Genomic DNA, 16584 nt, shown 5'->3' on the forward strand with positions numbered 1-16584 from the left:
CCGCCGGTGCGCCCCCGTGTGCTGATGCTGCCCGGCCTGGACGGTGGCGTGGGCATGTCGGGTGCGTTCCTCGAGGCCATGCGTGCGCACGGACTCGACGCGGAGGCACTGTCCCTGCCCATACACGAGGCGCAGGACTATCCGACCCTGGTCGCATGGCTGCAGCCGCAGCTTCCACGGCAGCCATGGGTGCTGCTGGCCGAATCATTTGCGGGCCCGCTGGCAGTGCAGATCGCCGCGCAGGCGCCCGCCGGCCTGGGTGGGCTGGTGCTCAGCACCACGTTCGCGCGACGGCCGGTGCCTGTGCCCGCAGCGAGCGCGGTGGCGCTGTCCGCGGCATGGCCGTTGCCGCCGCTGCCGGTGATGGCGCGGGTGCTGCTGGGGCAGTGGCGGACGCCGGAGAACGTGCAGGCACTGCGCCAAGCCCTGGCCCATGTGCCCAGCCGCGTGCTGCGGCATCGGGCCGCCAGCACCCTGCGCGTGGACGTGCGTGCGCTGCTGCCGCGGATCGCCGTGCCCACGCTGCACCTGCAGGCGCGGCAGGACCGGTTGCTGTGGCCGCCCAGTGTTGCGGAACTGCAGGCGCTGTTGCCCGAGGCGCGGCACGTCGCGCTGCAGGGGCCGCACCTGCTGTTGCAGGCGCGCCCCGTACAGGCGGCCGAAGCAGTGGCGCGGTGGGTGAACGCGCTGCCCCGCTGACGCTCAGCCGTCGGCCGCCTTCTTCGTTGCTTTGCGGCCGCTACCGCTGTGCTTGCCACCGCCATCCTGCTTGTTGACGGTGGCCCAGGCGATGCGTTCGGCGGTGCTTTTACGGGTGCCGCGCTCGCGTTCGCTTTCCTCGATGTGCTCGGCCTGGCGCTTCTGCTTGTCGGTGTAGGCGGATTTGTCACCACGGGGCATGTCGCTTCTCCTGTGAGGGACGATCAGGCCAGCAGGCGCAGCTTCGGTTCGCGCGCCCACTGACGGGTGGCTGCGGCAGCGAGGAAGCCCTTGGCGTCTTCCGCTTCGACGATGCCGGCGTCGTTGCCCACGCGCGCCGCCTTCAGCAGCGCCTGGCCGCCGGCATCGCTGGCAATGGCCTTCAGGTGTGCCCACGCGTGGCTGACGAACTCGACGGCGGCGGCTTCCCTGGCCAGCGCCTTGGCGCCCTCTGCGCTGAGCACCACGGCCACGGCGTCGAACACGGCCGAGGGCGTACCGGCCAGCTGGCCATCGGCGGCTTGGCGCTTACCGTCGCTGAGCGTGGCACCGCCCACTTTCGGCGCCACCAGCTTCACTTCGGCACCGGCTTTCTGCGCGGCCTTGCGCAGGCCGGCGATCAGCCCCGCATCGGAGCCCTCGTCGAACAGGATGCCGATGCAGCGCCCCTGCAGCGTGTCTTTCGTGCGGCCGATGATGCGAACCTCGGGAACGGCGGGCATGTCCTGGGCGGGCGTTGCGGTCGGCGCAGCGTCGGGCAGGTCGCCCAAAGCCAGTCCGTCGGCCACGCGCTTGGCCAATGATTCGTCGATGTTGCGCAGATGGCTGACGGTACGCACGCGCACCTTCAGCGTTTCCACCTTGGACAGTTCGAACACCAGCGCCGAGGCGAGGTGCGCCTGCTCAGGCTTTTCCAGACTGCGGAAGAAGGCACGCGCCTGGCTGTAGTGGTCGGCGAAGCTCGCCGCACGCGTGCGTCCCTTGCGGCCGTCGTCGGCGGTTGCGTGGCTGCGGAAGCCGGCAGGGGTTTCGCGCGGGCTGTCGTCTTCCAGCGAGCTCGGATCGTAGGCCACGCGCCCCTTCGGCACCTGCATCTGCATGTGGCCGTCGCGCTGGTGGTTGGCGAACGGGCACTTCGGCGCATTCACCGGGATCTGGTGGAAGTTGGGCCCACCCAGGCGGATCAGCTGCGTGTCCAGGTACGAGAACAGCCGGCCCTGCAGCAGCGGGTCGTTGCTGAAGTCGATGCCCGGCGGCACGTTGGCGGGGCAGAACGCCACCTGCTCGGTTTCGGCGAAGAAATTGTCCGGCCAGCGGTCCAGCACCATCCGCCCGATCACCTTCAGCGGCACCAGCGATTCGGGGATGATCTTGGTCGGGTCGAGGTGATCGAACGGGAACGCCTCGGCCTCTTCCTCGGTGAACAGCTGCACGGCCAATTCCCATTCGGGGAAGTCGCCACGCTGGATCGCCTCGAACAGGTCGCGCCGATGGAAATCGTTGTCGGCCGCCTGCAGTTTCAGCGCTTCGTCCCACACAGTGGACTGGATGCCCAGTTTCGGCCGCCAGTGGAACTTGACGAAGGTGGACTCGCCAGCCTCGTTCAACAGGCGGAAACTGTGCACGCCGAAGCCTTCGATCATGCGCAGCGAACGTGGAATGCCACGGTCGCTCATCGCCCACATGATCATGTGCATCGATTCAGGCATCAGCGAGATAAAATCCCAGAACGTGTCATGCGCGCTGGCGGCCTGCGGGAATGCGCGGTCCGGCTCCATCTTCACCGCATGCACGAGGTCAGGGAACTTCATCGCATCCTGGATGAAGAACACCGGGATGTTGTTGCCGACCAGATCCCAGTTGCCTTCCGGGGTGTAGAACTTGACCGCGAAGCCGCGCACGTCGCGCGGGGTGTCGACCGAACCAGCGCCGCCGGCCACGGTGGAAAAGCGGGTGAACACCGGCGTCTTCGTGCCGACTTCAGTGAGCACGCGGGCGCGGGTGTACTTCGCCAGCGACGCGGTCAATTCGAAATAGCCATGCGCGGCGCTGCCGCGCGCATGCACGATGCGTTCGGGAATGCGCTCATGGTCGAAGTGGGTGATCTTCTCGCGGAGGATGAAATCCTCCAGCAGGGTGGGGCCGCGTGGGCCCTCGCGCAGCGAATTCTGGTTGTCGGCTACCGGGATGCCCTGGTTGGTGGTCAGCGCCGGGTGGCTGCCGCCGGCAAGCTGATGCAGTTCGTCACCCTCGCCGCGGTGCTGGTCAGTGCTGGGGGAAGGTGCGCGCTTGCCGGTCGGCTTGCTGGCGGCCATCGGGATGTCTCCGAAGTTGCAGGGGTAAGCAGTGACAATCCTTTGTAGCCCGTTAACGCTCGGTTGGGTTGGAGTGAACGTACAGGCAAAACCGGGCTCGGGTATGCTTGCCCCATGCGAGTCGAACCCACCGACATCGAAGCCCTGTTCGACGCCATTCCGGACGTGCTGTTCTTCATGAAGGACCGGCAGGGTCGCTACACCCACGTCAACCAGACCATGCTGCGACGGCTGGGCCTGCGTGCGCGCAAGGATGTCATCGGCCGTACCGCCGCCGAGATCTACCCGACCGGCCTGAGCGCGGACTACGTGGACCAGGACGCGCGCGTGCTGTCCGGCGAGGTGATCGAGAACCTGATGGAGCTGCACCTGTTCGCCAATCGCGAGCCAGGCTGGTGCCTGACCTGCAAGCGTCCGCTGCTGGTGGACGGCAGCATCCAGGGCTTGATAGGCATCTCCCGCGACCTGGGCCAGAAGGACAGCCTGGGCAGCCAGTACGAGCAGCTGCGCCTCGCCCTGGCCCACCTCAACGCGCACTATGCCGAGAACGTGCGCATGCAGACCCTGCTGGACATCACCGGCTTCTCGCTGTCCAAGCTGGAGCGCAGCTTCCGCAAGGTGTTCCAGATGACCCCGCAGCAGGTGCTGACCCGGCTGCGCATCCAGATGGCCATGCACCTGCTGCACGGCGACGACAGCATCGCCTGCATCGGTCAAGCCTGCGGCTTCAGCGACCAGAGCGCGTTCACCCGCAAATTCAAGGCTGAAACCGGTTTCTCGCCGCGCGCCTATCGCGCGCGCATCGGGGAGAATGTCGGTGGCACTGTCGGCGACGCCGTGTTGCCCTGAGCGGTCTGCTGCACTGTGCCTATCCCCGTGGGTGGGGGACAATGTAAGGTGACGCCCCTGTAGCCGCCGCCAGTCCCGCCGATGCCCGCCAGCCCCGTTACGCCTGCCTCGTCTTCCCGCCTCGGCCATTCGCTGAAGCCGCGCCAGCTGATCATGATGGGCCTGGGCAGCGCGATCGGTGCCGGCCTGTTCCTTGGTTCCGGCGTAGGCGTGCAGGCGGCCGGCCCGGCCGTGCTGGTGTCCTATCTCGTCGCCGGCGCGCTGGTGATCATCGTGATGAACGCCCTGGGCGAAATGGCGGCGGCCAAGCCGACCAGCGGCGCGTTCTCGGTATACGCGGCCGATGCCATGGGCGCCACCGCCGGTGCCACCGTGGGCTGGCTGTGGTGGGTGCAGCTGGTCATCGTCATCGCCGCCGAGGCGGTGGGTGCGGCCGGCCTGCTGGCCACGGTCTGGCCGGTGGTACCGGTACCGATGGCGGCACTGGCCTTCATGCTGTTCTTCACTGCGATCAACCTGCTCGGGGTGAAGAATTTCGGCGAGTTCGAATTTTGGTTCGCGATCCTCAAGGTGGCGGCGATCCTGGCCTTCATCGCCATCGGCATCGCCCTGCTGCTGGGCTGGCTGCCGCAGGTGGCTTCGCCGGGGTTGAGCAATTTCACCCAGCACGGCGGCTTCGCGCCCAAGGGCCTGGCCGGCATCGGCGCGGCCCTGCTGGTGGTGGTGTTCGCCTTTGGGGGCACCGAGATCGTTGCAGTGGCCGCGGCCGAGACCGAGGACCCCGAGCGCAGCATCGCCCGCGCCATCCGCACCGTGGCCTGGCGCATCCTGGTGTTCTACATCGGCTCGCTCAGCGTGATCATCGCGGTGGTGCCGTGGACCAGCGAATCGCTGAAGTCGCCGTTTGCCGCGGTGCTCGCGGTCGCCAACATTCCGGGCGCGGCCACGGCCATCACCCTGATCGCGGTGATCGCGCTGCTGTCGGCGCTCAATGCCAACCTCTACGGTGCCTCGCGCATGATGTATTCGCTGGCGCAGCGCCGCGAGGCACCGGCCGTGCTGGGCTGGACCGACCCGCGCCAGGTGCCGGTGATCGCCGTGCTGGCCAGCGTGCTGTTCGGGTTTGCCGCCACCATCATGGAGCTGCTGTTCCCGGACAAGGTGCTGCCGGTGCTGCTGAACATCGTCGGCTCCACCTGCCTGCTGGTGTGGACGCTGTCGCTGGTCTCGCAGCTGGTGCTGCGCCGCCGGGCCGACCGCCTGGGCACCCGCCTGCCGTTCCGCATGGCTGCGTTCCCGTGGCTGACCGTGTTGGGACTGGCCGTGCTGGCGCTGATCTTCGGCCTGCTGCTGAGCGAGGCGCACACGCGCCTGCAGTTCCTGTCGATGGTGGCGCTGACCGCCGTCATCGCCGCCAGCAGCGCCATCGCCCGGCGCCTGCGCGAAGCCTGATTCTGTAGAGCCGACCCCACGGTCGGCTGCTGTTGCTTTGGCTTTGTAGAGCCGACCCTACGGTCGGCTGCTGTTGCTTTGGCTTTGTAGAGCCGACCCTACGGTCGGCTGCTGTTTGCGCAGACGTCAGCCGAGCATGGGCTCGGCTCTACAAGGGCAGCGCCCGTCAGCCGAGCATGGGCTCGGCTCTACAAGGGCAGCGCCCGTCAGCCGAGCATGGCTCGGCTCTACAAGGGCAGCGCCCGTCAGCCGAGCATGGCTCGGCTCTACAGAAGACATACATCCGTCGTGCCATCCTGATCGTGTAGGCCGTCATCGGCCTGTCGAACAGGAGTACCGCATGCTGCGCAGTCGCCCGTTCCTGATGTTCACCGGCCAGGCCGAGGCCGCCATGGCCCTGTACGCCGACGCCTTCGCCGATTTCCGCCTGCTGTCCCTGCAACACCACCCCGAAGGTGCCGGCGCCGGTGTGCCCGGCCAGGTGCGCCAGGCCATCTTCCTGCTGGGGGGCACGCACTACCTGTGCTTCGACAGCCTGGACGTGCACGACTTCACCTTCAGTCCGTCGATCTCGCTGTTTGTCGAATGCGCCGGCAGCGAGCAGTTCGAGCGCGCGGCACGCGTGCTGGGCGAGGGCGGGCACTGGCTGATGCCGGTGGGTGACTACGATTTCGGCAACCGCTACGGCTGGGTGCAGGACCGCTACGGCGTGTCGTGGCAGTTGAGCCTGGGGCAGATGCCGGACCCGTGACGGCAAAGCGTCCACGCATGGCGTGGATCTAGTGGAGAGTGCGCCACGCGTTGATGGAAAGCAAACGGCCCGGATGCGCCATGGCAGGTCGTAGAGCCACGCCATGCGTTGATGGAAACGAAAACGGCCCGCTTGCGCGGGCCGTTTTGATAACCGTTGCAGCAACGGCTTACGCCTCGACTTCGTCGTCCTTGTAGGCATCGACCGGGATGCAGGCGCACATCACGTTCTTGTCGCCGTACACGTTGTCGACGCGGGCCACCGGCGGCCAATACTTCTGCAGCTTCAGGCTGGGCAGCGGGAAGGCCGCCAGCTCGCGCGGGTAGGCGTGGGTCCACTCGCTGGCCGTCACCGCCGTCGCGGTATGCGGGGCGTTCTTCAGCGGGTTGTCCTCGCGGTCCAGACGGCCGTCTTCGATCGCGCGGATTTCCTCGCGGATCTGGATCATCGCGTCGATGAAGCGGTCCAGCTCGTGCAGCGATTCGCTCTCGGTCGGCTCGACCATCAGCGTGCCGGCGACCGGGAAGCTCAAGGTCGGAGCATGGAAGCCGAAGTCGATCAGGCGCTTGGCCACGTCCTCGGCACCGATGCCGCTGGTCTTCTCCAGCGGACGCACGTCGAGGATGCACTCGTGCGCCACCAGGCCGTTGCGGCCGGTGTACAGGGTCTTGAAGTGCGGAGCCAGGCGCCTGGCGATGTAGTTGGCGTTGAGCTGGGCCACCTGGGTGGCCTTGCGCAGACCTTCGCTGCCCATCATGGCGATGTACATCCAGCTGATCGGCAGGATCGAGGCGCTGCCGAAGCTGGCCGCGCTGACCATGCCGACCGGGCCGTTGTCACCCAGCTTGCCCGGCAGGAACGGAGCCAGGTGTTCCTTCACCGCGCACGGGCCGACGCCCGGTCCGCCGCCGCCGTGCGGGATGCAGAAGGTCTTGTGCAGGTTCAGGTGGGAAACGTCCGAACCCCACTTGCCCGGCTTGGCCACGCCGACCAGCGCGTTCATGTTGGCGCCGTCGGTATACACCTGGCCGCCATGCTGGTGGATGATCTCGCAGATCTCGGCCACTTCCTCCTCGAACACGCCGTGCGTGGACGGGTAGGTGATCATGATCGCGGCCAGGCGGTCGCTGTACTTCTCGGCGTTGACGCGGATGTCTTCGACATCGACGTTGCCGTTGGCATCGGTCTTGGTCACCACGACCTTCATGCCGCACATCTGTGCCGAAGCCGGGTTGGTGCCGTGCGCCGAATCCGGAATCAGGCAGATGTCACGGTGGTCCTCACCGCGCGAGCGGTGGTAGGCGCGGATCGCCAGCAGGCCGGCGTACTCACCCTGCGCACCGGAGTTCGGCTGCAGGCTGACCGCGTCGTAGCCGGTGCATTCGACCAGCATCGCTTCCAGCGTCTCGATCAGTTCCTTGTAGCCCAGCGCCTGGTCGGCCGGCACCAGCGGATGGATCTGCGAGAACTCCGGCCAGGTCACCGGGATCATCTCGGCGGTGGCGTTGAGCTTCATGGTGCACGAGCCCAGCGGGATCATCGTGCGGTCCATCGCCAGGTCCTTGTCGGCCAGCGAACGCAGGTAGCGCAGCAACTCGTGCTCGCTGTGGTGGGTGTTGAACACCGGGTGGGTCAGGAACGCGGACTGGCGCAGCAGGGCAGGCGGCAGTTCGTCGGCGGTGCTGGCATCCAGCGCATCCACATCGGCCTGCGCACCGAACACGGCGGCCAGGGCGACGATGTCGGCGCGGGTCGCGGTCTCGTCCAGGCTGATGCCGACCGAGTCGCTGTCGATCGCGCGCAGGTTGTAACCGGCGGCGCGGGCCTTGGCGTGGATCTCAGCGGCGTGCACGCCGGTGATGTGCAGGGTGTCGAAGAAGTCGCTACCGACCTGCACGCCGGCGCTGCGCAGCGACGCGGCCAGGATCGAAGCCAGGCGGTGGGTACGGCGGGCGATGCGGGCCAGGCCTTCCGGGCCGTGGTAGACGGCGTACATCGAGGCCATCACCGCCAGCAGCACCTGCGCGGTGCAGATGTTGGAGGTCGCCTTCTCGCGGCGGATGTGCTGCTCGCGGGTCTGCAGGGTCAGGCGGTAGGCCGGCTTGCCTTCGGCATCGATGGAGACACCGATCAGGCGGCCCGGCATCGAACGCTTGTAGGCATCACGGCAGGCCATGAACGCAGCGTGCGGGCCGCCGAAACCGAACGGCACGCCGAAACGCTGGCTGTTGCCGACCACGATGTCCGCGCCCCATTCGCCGGGGGCGGCCAGCAGGGTCAGCGCCAGCAGGTCGGTGGCCACGGCCACCAGGCCGCCGCGCGCGTGCACGGCATCGACCAGCGCCTTGTAGTCGCCGACCTGGCCGAAGGTGTCCGGGTACTGCAGCAGCAGGCCGAAGGCCTCCGCTTCCATTGCTTCGGCCGGGGTGCCCACGCGCAGCACGATGCCCATCGGCTCGGCGCGGGTGCGCAGCAGTTCCAGCGTCTGCGGGTGCACGGCATCGTGCACGAAGAAGGTGTCCGACTTCGACTTGGCCGAACGCTTGGCCAGGGTCATCGCTTCAGCGGCGGCGGTGGCTTCGTCCAGCAGCGAGGCGTTGGCGATCTCCATGCCGGTCAGGTCGGCACACAGCGTCTGGAAGTTGATCAGCGCTTCCATGCGGCCCTGCGAGATTTCCGCCTGGTACGGGGTGTAGGCGGTGTACCAGGCCGGGTTTTCCAGGATGTTGCGCAGGATCACGTTCGGCGTGTGGGTACCGTAGTAGCCCTGGCCGATGAAGCTGCGCAGGACGGTGTTCTTGTCGGCGATCGCGCGGATCTTCGCCAGCGCCTGCACTTCGGTCATCGATTCCGGCAGTGCCAGCGGTGCGGGCGACTTGATCCTGGCCGGCACGATGGCATCGGTCATCGCATCCAGCGTGGCGTGGCCGACGACGTCGAGCATCTGCGCGATCTCGGCGTCGTTGGGGCCGATGTGGCGCTCGACGAACGCGGAATGATGCTCAAGCTCACGCAGGGAGGGGGTGTTCTGGGACATGGCGAAGGATCCGTCAGGAAAGGGCACACGCACGGGCACAAGCCGCCGGCTGGCGGTCTGCGGGGCGCCCCTCTGTCCTTTTGCCTGAGAGTTTAAAAGCGCGGCTGGCCGCAGCTTCGTGCCCCTTCGGCGCCGGATCGAACCGGTCTCTCCAGAGTTCTGTTACGGGTGGTATCGGGCCTGAGCGATTACGGGCGTTGCGCCTTCGGCAGCGGTGTTCCGCTTCTCCCACCATGTTGCCCGCCGATTATAGCTGGTTGCCGCGGCTGAACACGGCCCGGAGCGGGGGCAGGGGGCCTGCGGGCCTGAATGGCCGATGGCCCGGCCGTGCGTTTCGTGCAGCGGTCGATGGCATCGGCCGCAATCCCGGCCTATCATGGCCGCACTCTCGTATTCATCTGGCGCCGTCCCTGCTGCAGGGGATCGGCGCCCGCCGTGCGTGCCACGCATGGCCCAGCCGGACGCTTTGCCGATGACCCCCGCTGTTGCCCCCTCCACCCGACGCATGGCCCTGCTGCTCGCAGGCCTGGCCATGTTCGGCCCGTTCTCGATCGACACCATCTTCCCGGCCTTCCCGCAGCTGGCCCAGCGCCTGGCGGTGGACGAAGTGGCCGTGCAGCAGACCATCAGCGTGTACCTGCTGTTCTATGCGCTGATGAGCCTGGCGCACGGGCCGCTGTCCGATGCCTGGGGCCGCAAGCGGGTGATCCTCGGCGGCCTGGTGGTGTTCATCGGTGCCTCGGTCGGCTGCGCGCTGTCCACCGACCTGAGCACGCTGCTGGTGTTCCGCGCGCTGCAGGGCCTGTCGGCCGGCGTCGGCATGATCGTCGGCCGCGCGGTCATCCGCGATCTGTACCACGGCCACGATGCGCAGCGGCTGATGAGCCAGGTGTCGATGCTGTTCGGCATCGCTCCGGCCATCGCGCCGATCATCGGTGGCTGGATCCTGCTCAGTGGCGCCGGCTGGCCGCTGATCTTCTGGTTCCTGGTGGTGTTCTCGCTGCTGCTGCTGGTCTGCACCGCACGCTTCATGCCGGAAACCCACCCGGTGGCCGCTCGCGTGCCGCTGTCGCCACGTGGCCTGCTGCGTGACTACGTGCGCATCGGCTTCAACCCGCGTTTCCTGCGCCTGGCCCTGGCCGGCAGCATCAACTTCGGCGGCATCTTCCTGTACATCGCCTCGGCACCAGTGTTTGTGATGCAGCACCTGCACCTGGGCGAAGGTGGCTTCGCCTGGTTGTTCATTCCCACTATCGGCGGCATGACCACCGGTTCGTTCCTGTCCGGGCGCATGGCCGGGCGCACCACGCCCACCCGCCAGATCGGCATCGGCTTCAGCCTGTGCGCGCTGTCGGTGCTGCTCAACGTGGGCTACGTGACCCTGGCGCCGCAGTTCGCCCTGCCGTGGGCGGTGCTGCCGATCTTCCTGGGCGGCATGGGCATGGCGCTGATCTTCCCGATCCTGGCGCTGGCCGTGCTCGACATGTACCCGCACCAGCGCGGCCTGGCGTCCTCGCTGCAGGCGTTCATCCAGCTGATGATCAGCACCGTGGTGGCCGGCGTGGTGTCGCCGCTGCTGAGCGGCAGCCCGCTGCACCTGGCCCTGGGCCAGGCCGCCTTCTTCGCCGGCGGCTTCGTATTCTGGTATTGGGAACACCGCCGCGAGCGCGCAGTGCAGGCAGTGGCCACGGGCCATTGAGCAGCGCGGGCCAGTGATCGACGCGCCCGTGAAACGGCGTCGTGGCCGGGGTGCGTTATCCTTGCGCCCCCTCGTAGCGGTATCGCCCCCATGTCCACCACCTCCAAGACCCGCCGCGACCAGCGCCGCCGCCAGGAAGAAAAGGCTGCCAGCAAGGCCGCCGCGCAGGCCTCGCCGGTGGGCTCGCCTGTCGAGCCGCATGCCGAACTGCGCGATGCGCAGCGCACGCTGCTGGCCGGCGTCGTGCGCCGCGATGGCGAATGGGTGCTGGGCATGGATGGCCGCATCGCCGGCCACAGCGAGAGTGCCGCGCAGGTGCTGGCGCTGATCATGCAGGCCGGCGAACTGCACGAGCGCAAGGGCACGCCGGTGCGCCTGGTGTACTCCGATGCGCTGCGCGATGCCGCGCAGGCCGAGGCCAAGGAGAAGGGCCAGACTTTCGAGGAATACAAGGCCGAACTGGCCGCGGCGATGGCGGCGAAGAAGAACAACTGACCCGCAGTGGGTAGCGCCGGGGCATGCCCGGGGGCGAAATCAAAGGGGCGGATCCTTGCGGACCCGCCCCTTCTTTCATTTCGCCGCCGGTGCCGCGCTGGCCTGCCAGCCGCACATCTGGCCCTGGTTCTGCTGCTTCAGCCAGTCGTTGACCGGGCTGAAGTACTCGATCATCGGGCCGGCATCGAGCTTGTCACTGCCGGTCAGTTCCTTCAGCGTGGCCTGCCACGGCTGGCTGGCGCCCTTGCTCAGCATCGCCCAGTACTTCTGCCCGGCTTCCTTGTTGCCGTAGAAGGTGCATTCATGCAGCGGGCCCTTGAAGCCGGCCGCATCGCACAGGCCCTTGTAGAACTGGAACTGCAGGATGCGCGCCAGGAAGTAGCGGGTGTACGGGGTGTTGCCCGGCACGTGGTACTTCGCGCCCGGATCGAAGAATTCCTCGCCGCGGGTGCTGGCCGGCGCCACGCCCTGGTACTTCGCCTTCAGGTCCCACCACGCCTTGTTGTAGTTGTCCGGGGTGATCGAACCATCGAACACACCCCAGCGCCAGCGGTCGATCATCAGGCCGAACGGCAGGAACGACACGCCCGACAGGGCCATGCGCATCTGGTTGTTGATGACCGCCTCGCGGCTCTCGGTCGGTGCGTCCACCAGGCCGATCGAGCTCAGGTACTTGGGCGTCATCGCCAGCACGATGGTGTCGCCGATCGCTTCGTGGAAGCCATCGTTGGCACCGCCCTGGAACAGCGGCGGCAGCGGGTTGTAGGCCAGGTCGTAATACAGGTGGCCCAGCTCATGGTAGATGGTGGTGAAGTTCTCTTCGTTCGGCTTGATGCACATCTTGGTGCGCACGTCGCCTTCCATGTTCATGTCCCAGGCACTGGCGTGGCAGACCACGTCGCGATCATCGGGCTTGATGAACTGGGTGCGTTCCCAGTACGACTGCGGCAGCGAGGGCATGCCCAGCGACACGTAGAAGTCCTGTGCGCGTTCGGTCATCTGCTTGGCGGTACGCAGTTCAGCCTCGCGCTGCGCTTTGTACTGCGCGGCGACGTTGGCGTCCTTGCCGGCCTTGGCCAGCGCCGCGCTCAGGTTGGCCTGGTACTGCTTTTCCAGCGCCGCAGTGATGTCCAGGCTGCCGGCACCCGGGTACGGTTCCAGCTGGTCCCACAGGTTGGACCAGTCCTGCTGCCACATGTTGCCCATCAGGTGCGCGGCGATCAGGCCGTTGCCCACTTCGGCCTTGTCCTTGCCGTAGGTCTTGTCCAGCTTGCCGCGCGCATAGCAGTGCAGCTGCTCGTACATCGGCTTGACCTGTTCCCACAGGCGGTCGGTTTCCGGCCCGATCTGCTCCGGCGGCATGTCGTAGCCGCTACGCCACATCTGCCCGGCATCGGTGAAGCCCATGCCCTTGGCGCCTTCGTTGACCAGGCTGACGAACTGCTGGTAATCGCCACGCATGCTCTTGGTGGTGCTGTGCCAGCCCTGCCACGCATCGAGCTGCGCGTCGTAGTCGCGGCTGCGCGCCAGCACCTGTTCCAGCTCGCCGAGCTGGCGGCAGGAGTTGGGATCGTTGGCATCGGTGCAGTACTTGCCCGCGCCGTAGCTGCCTTCCATGCGGGTGGCGATCTGGGTCAGCTGGGCCAGCTTGGCCGGATCACGCGGGGCCGGCATCGAGGACATCAGCTTCAGCAGGTGGATGGCGCGCTTGCTGTCCTCGCTCATCGGCTGGCCTTCGAACTTGCCGGCCTGTTCGATCCAGCTGTTGAGCTGGGTCAGCGAGCGCTCGTTGGCCTTGGCGGCGATGCGTTCGGAATCGCTGTTGATGTAGGTGGAGGACAGCCACTGTGCCGAGGTCATCTCCGGGTAGGCGGCCTTGAATTCGGCGTTGATGCGGGCGACGAACTGGTCGGCGGTCTCGCCGGCGGACGCGCTGGCGGTGGCGGCCTCGGTGCCGGGCGAAGGTTCCTTCTTGCAGGCGACCAGGGCCAGGGTGGCGGCGGCGATAGCCGAGGCCAGCAGGAGATGGCGGTGAGTCACGGGCGGTCCTTGGGTGGTGAACGACGGCCGAAGGCTAGTGGGCGCGCGTGCCTACCGCAAGTGGGGAAGGTTGGTGGGGTTCGGCAGGGCTGCGCCCTGCACCTGCAGAGGCCAAGGCAACGTCAACGTCAAAAGCAGCCTATCCGTGGGATGGCGGGGCACTGTGGGTTTGCGGGGACGCCGTAAACCCATCCATGGGGGCTTGGTCGCCGCTTGCTCGTGTGCGCTGTCCTGCGCACACGGCAAGACCGGGGTTGGGCGTCCTGCCCAACCCGCCCGAGGCATGCCTCGGGCCCATGCGGCTCACACCCCGCAAACCCACAGTGCCCCGCCTTCGACAGGTTCACGCGGCTGTTGGAACCTGCTGTTGGTGGGTGCCGACCGTTGGTCGGCACATCTGTGGGATATCGAATAAATCATCCACGCATGGCGTGGATCTACTGGGACACGCGGCTGTTGGTAGGTGTCGACCGTTGGTCGACACATCTGTCAGACATCGATATCCAACCCCGTGCCGACCAACGGTCGGCACCCACCATCAGCAGCAGGTTCCGACAGATCGCGGAAGTCTGTCGAAGGCGGGGTGGGTCCGGTTGAGGGGGCGTGAGCCGCATGGATGCGGCGACCGAGCTTACATGGACGTACTTGCACCGTCCCCCTCAACCGGACCCACCCCGCCAACCCACGGAAAGCCAGCTCTTGCTGTTGAGGTTGCCGGCCAGCGGCCGGCACTACCGCAGGTGCAGGGCTGCAAGCCCTGCCAGAACACACCACCCCTCAGCTCTCGCAGCCGGCGAAGAGGTCGCGGTCGCGTTCGTACAGTGCTGTCTTCACCTGCATCAGCCCCAACACCGACGGGAACAGGTTGTCGTGGTCGGTGTACGCCGCCGAACGCTTGCGCAGGCACTGCAGGTCCAGCCCGCGGCTGCGGGCGAAGCCCGGCGAGAACCACATCGTCATCGGCACGCTGGTCTGCTCAGCCGGGGCGATCGCATACGGTACGCCGTGCAGGAACAGGCCCTTCTCACCCAGCGACTCACCGTGGTCGGACAGATAGATCATCGCCGTGTCGTAGTCCTGCAGGCCCTGAAGCGTGCCGATTGTCTTGCTCAGGAAGTGGTCGGTGTAGAGCACCGCGTTGTCGTAGCTGTTGACGATCTCCTCGCGCGAACAGCGGCCGATGTCACGCGTGTCGCAGGTCGGCTTGAAGCGCGCGAAGGCGGCTGGGTAGCGCTCGAAGTAGGCCGGGCCGTGGTTGCCCAGCTGGTGCAGCACCACCACCCGATCGCCCGGCTTGGCACGCACCTGCGTGGCCAGGTCCTGCAGCAGAATCTCATCCATGCAGCGGCCATCGGCACACAGGCCGGGCGTGGTCGCGTCGGACAGCGACTGGAAATCAAGACCTTCGCAGACGCCCTTGCAGCCGGACTGGTTGTCACGCCACAGCGGCGTGACGCCGGCGCGGTTCAGCACGTGCAGCAGCGACTGGTGCGCGCGGATCTTCTTCTCATCGTACTCGTGGCGGCCCCAGGGCGAGTACATGCAGGGCAGCGAGACTTCGGTGCTGGTGCCGCACGAATGCATGTCCGGGAAATTGATCACCGGTGCCTGCGCCAGTTCCGGGGTGGTATTGCGCCCACCGTTGAGGCCCCAGTTCTGCGCACGCACGGTTTCGCCCATCACGATCACCAGCAGCCGCGGCTTGCTGGTCGGGGCGCGTGGGGTGGCCTTGGCATCGGTGCCGATCGGCAGCTTCGGCGCGCGCTGCACCGGGTTGTCGCTGCGCAGCGCACGCGGCAGGCCCAGCAGCACATTGGCCGGGGTGGCCAGATAGCGGACTTCGCGCTGGTTGCGCATCAGCGCCGAGACATCCTGGAAAGAAATGAGCGCGCCACCCACGGCGGTGACCGCCGCCACCAGCAGGAAGCCCACGCGCCACAGCAGCGTGCGGCCCCAGCTGCGGCGACGCAGTTCCACCCGCCACAGCAGCACCATCGGCAGCACCGCCAGCAGCAGCACTGGCCAGACGAGCGAGGCCGTCATCAGCTCGCGGCTTTCCTTCGGGTCGGTGGCCAGCACGTTGCGCAGCATGTCCGCATCGAGGTAGATGTGGAACTGGCTCATGTAGTGCGCGGCAAAGGCGGTCACCAGCAGCAGCACGCTGGTCACGACCTTGGCATTCCAGCGCCAGACGAGGATGCCCAGCAGCACGCCGTGCGCGCCGAGCAGCAGCAGGAACAGCGACAGCGCGTAGCGCAGGCTGCCGGGATGGCTGGCCATGGCGCTGTGCCAGAACAGGCCGTTGCCGGCCACGGCGAAGAACAGGCTGGTCAGCGCGATCAGCGCTTCGGTGGACAGCTGCGGGCGCCAGCGATGAAGGCTGGCGAGCGCCGGCAGGCGCAGCGAACGATGGACCGATGCATTCATGCACGTGCCTCCTGGCGGGTCGGACGTTCCAGCGTGCGCCGGGCCAGCAGCCGCTCCGCGATCAGGAACAGGCCCAGCGACAGCAGCCAACATAGCAAGGCCGTGGCAACATCATGCGAAAGAAAATGGGCGCCACGCAGCTGCTGGCTGATGCCGAACACCAGGCCGCTGCCGAGTCCGATCCACAGCCCGGCCCAGCGCCACGCCGGGCGCCAGAGCAGGGCGAAGAAGTACAGGCACAGCCAGGCGTAGCCGGCGCTGGCATGGCCGGCCGGGAAACAGGCGCGTGCAGGCATGCCCTCGGGGCGGCTGGCCAGCAGGCCGATGAAGGGTTCGTGGCCGCCATAGCGCAGCAGGTCCCAGGGGCAGTCCATCGGCACCAGCGCCTTGAGCAGCGAGATCAGGCCGGTGCCCAGTGCCATCGCGACTACCACGTACAGCAGCGCCCAGCGCAGGGTGCGGTCGCGGCCGCGACGCCATTGGTGGAAACACAGCAGGATCGCCACCAGAGCCGCCGCCGTGCTCAGCCATTTGCCGCCCTTGTGCACGACCGCGCGGGTCAGCCAGGCATCCTGCAATGCCCAGTGGCCGCCTTCCAGGCGGAACAGATGGTCGGCCACCCACTGGTCACCCCCAAAGCCCATCAATAAGACGAACAGCGGAGCGCCAACGGCCAACGGCAGCAGCAGGTGCGTCAGTGCGCAACGCGATGCCAGCCACGAAGGCGTGAAGGCAAAAGCCGGGACAAGGGGACGAGCGGGCATGCGGGAAGCGGCCATGGCAGGAATCCGCCGCCATGCTCGTCGCCGTCATGTCGGAG

General features: G+C 67.2%; 12 protein-coding genes and 1 riboswitch. Of the genes, 6 read left to right on the forward strand and 6 right to left on the reverse strand.

Annotated features, from left to right (window positions below):
- Positions 1-6: 6 nt before the first annotated feature.
- Entirely contained in the window at positions 7-699 is a 693-nt protein-coding gene (locus AC1VXD_RS10170) for an alpha/beta fold hydrolase (protein ID WP_482991962.1), read from the forward strand.
- 3 nt (positions 700-702) lie between these two features.
- Here AC1VXD_RS10170 and AC1VXD_RS10175 read toward each other — a convergent pair whose 3' ends face one another.
- The gene (locus tag AC1VXD_RS10175) at positions 703-900 is read right to left on the reverse strand and encodes a hypothetical protein (RefSeq protein WP_482991963.1); all 198 of its coding nucleotides are present in this window, start codon (positions 898-900) and stop codon (positions 703-705) included.
- A 23-nt stretch (positions 901-923) separates the two neighbouring features.
- Positions 924-3014, reverse strand: a complete 2091-nt coding sequence (locus AC1VXD_RS10180) for a catalase (RefSeq protein WP_482991964.1) — start codon at positions 3012-3014, stop codon at positions 924-926.
- A 114-nt stretch (positions 3015-3128) separates the two neighbouring features.
- On the opposite strand from AC1VXD_RS10180, the gene AC1VXD_RS10185 reads away from it, so the two are divergent.
- The 3 genes from AC1VXD_RS10185 (at position 3129) to AC1VXD_RS10195 (ending at position 6066) form a co-directional block, all read left to right on the forward strand.
- Positions 3129-3863: a PAS domain-containing protein gene (locus tag AC1VXD_RS10185; protein ID WP_482991965.1), complete on the forward strand. Its 735-nt coding sequence runs from the start codon at positions 3129-3131 to the stop codon at positions 3861-3863.
- A gap of 81 nt (positions 3864-3944) precedes the next feature.
- A complete protein-coding gene (locus AC1VXD_RS10190; protein ID WP_482991966.1) occupies positions 3945-5315 on the forward strand; it encodes an amino acid permease in 1371 nt (456 codons plus the stop codon).
- A gap of 340 nt (positions 5316-5655) precedes the next feature.
- Positions 5656-6066, forward strand: a complete 411-nt coding sequence (locus tag AC1VXD_RS10195; protein WP_482991967.1) for a VOC family protein — start codon at positions 5656-5658, stop codon at positions 6064-6066.
- Between the two features lie 169 nt (positions 6067-6235).
- Here AC1VXD_RS10195 and gcvP read toward each other — a convergent pair whose 3' ends face one another.
- The gene (gene gcvP / locus AC1VXD_RS10200) at positions 6236-9103 is read right to left on the reverse strand and encodes an aminomethyl-transferring glycine dehydrogenase (RefSeq protein ID WP_482991968.1); all 2868 of its coding nucleotides are present in this window, start codon (positions 9101-9103) and stop codon (positions 6236-6238) included.
- Between the two features lie 62 nt (positions 9104-9165).
- Positions 9166-9268: riboswitch (glycine riboswitch) on the reverse strand.
- A 307-nt stretch (positions 9269-9575) separates the two neighbouring features.
- On the opposite strand from gcvP, the gene AC1VXD_RS10205 reads away from it, so the two are divergent.
- Both AC1VXD_RS10205 and AC1VXD_RS10210 read left to right on the forward strand, forming a co-directional pair.
- Complete coding sequence (locus AC1VXD_RS10205) at positions 9576-10802, forward strand: multidrug effflux MFS transporter (protein WP_482991969.1); 1227 nt, start codon at positions 9576-9578, stop codon at positions 10800-10802.
- Between the two features lie 90 nt (positions 10803-10892).
- A complete protein-coding gene (locus AC1VXD_RS10210; protein WP_482991970.1) occupies positions 10893-11297 on the forward strand; it encodes a hypothetical protein in 405 nt (134 codons plus the stop codon).
- A gap of 75 nt (positions 11298-11372) precedes the next feature.
- Here the strand turns inward: AC1VXD_RS10210 and AC1VXD_RS10215 are convergent, their stop codons facing one another.
- From AC1VXD_RS10215 to AC1VXD_RS10225, 3 genes are all read right to left on the reverse strand, one after another.
- On the reverse strand, positions 11373-13337 hold the full coding sequence (locus tag AC1VXD_RS10215) for a M2 family metallopeptidase (protein WP_482991971.1): 1965 nt from the start codon (positions 13335-13337) through the stop codon (positions 11373-11375).
- Between the two features lie 777 nt (positions 13338-14114).
- Positions 14115-15764 (reverse strand): phosphoethanolamine transferase, encoded by a 1650-nt coding sequence (locus AC1VXD_RS10220; RefSeq protein WP_482991972.1) that lies wholly within the window; start codon positions 15762-15764, stop codon positions 14115-14117.
- Positions 15761-16528: a phosphatase PAP2 family protein gene (locus AC1VXD_RS10225; protein WP_482992003.1), complete on the reverse strand. Its 768-nt coding sequence runs from the start codon at positions 16526-16528 to the stop codon at positions 15761-15763. Before AC1VXD_RS10225 ends, AC1VXD_RS10220 begins: the two co-directional genes overlap by 4 nt.
- Between the last annotated feature and the right edge of the window lie 56 nt (positions 16529-16584).

This window comes from Stenotrophomonas sp. STEN054, from assembly GCF_056854535.1.

Excerpts from the sequence above, each read along its gene's own strand:
- AC1VXD_RS10175 (WP_482991963.1), bottom strand. The coding sequence starts at position 900 with ATGCCCCGTGGTGACAAATCCGCCTACACCGACAAGCAGAAGCGCCAG.
- AC1VXD_RS10180 (WP_482991964.1), bottom strand. The coding sequence starts at position 3,014 with ATGGCCGCCAGCAAGCCGACCGGCAAGCGCGCACCTTCCCCCAGCACT.
- AC1VXD_RS10185 (WP_482991965.1), top strand. The coding sequence starts at position 3,129 with ATGCGAGTCGAACCCACCGACATCGAAGCCCTGTTCGACGCCATTCCG.
- AC1VXD_RS10190 (WP_482991966.1), top strand. The coding sequence starts at position 3,945 with ATGCCCGCCAGCCCCGTTACGCCTGCCTCGTCTTCCCGCCTCGGCCAT.
- AC1VXD_RS10195 (WP_482991967.1), top strand. The coding sequence starts at position 5,656 with ATGCTGCGCAGTCGCCCGTTCCTGATGTTCACCGGCCAGGCCGAGGCC.
- gcvP (WP_482991968.1), bottom strand. The coding sequence starts at position 9,103 with ATGTCCCAGAACACCCCCTCCCTGCGTGAGCTTGAGCATCATTCCGCG.
- AC1VXD_RS10205 (WP_482991969.1), top strand. The coding sequence starts at position 9,576 with ATGACCCCCGCTGTTGCCCCCTCCACCCGACGCATGGCCCTGCTGCTC.
- AC1VXD_RS10210 (WP_482991970.1), top strand. The coding sequence starts at position 10,893 with ATGTCCACCACCTCCAAGACCCGCCGCGACCAGCGCCGCCGCCAGGAA.
- AC1VXD_RS10220 (WP_482991972.1), bottom strand. The coding sequence starts at position 15,764 with ATGAATGCATCGGTCCATCGTTCGCTGCGCCTGCCGGCGCTCGCCAGC.
- AC1VXD_RS10225 (WP_482992003.1), bottom strand. The coding sequence starts at position 16,528 with ATGCCCGCTCGTCCCCTTGTCCCGGCTTTTGCCTTCACGCCTTCGTGG.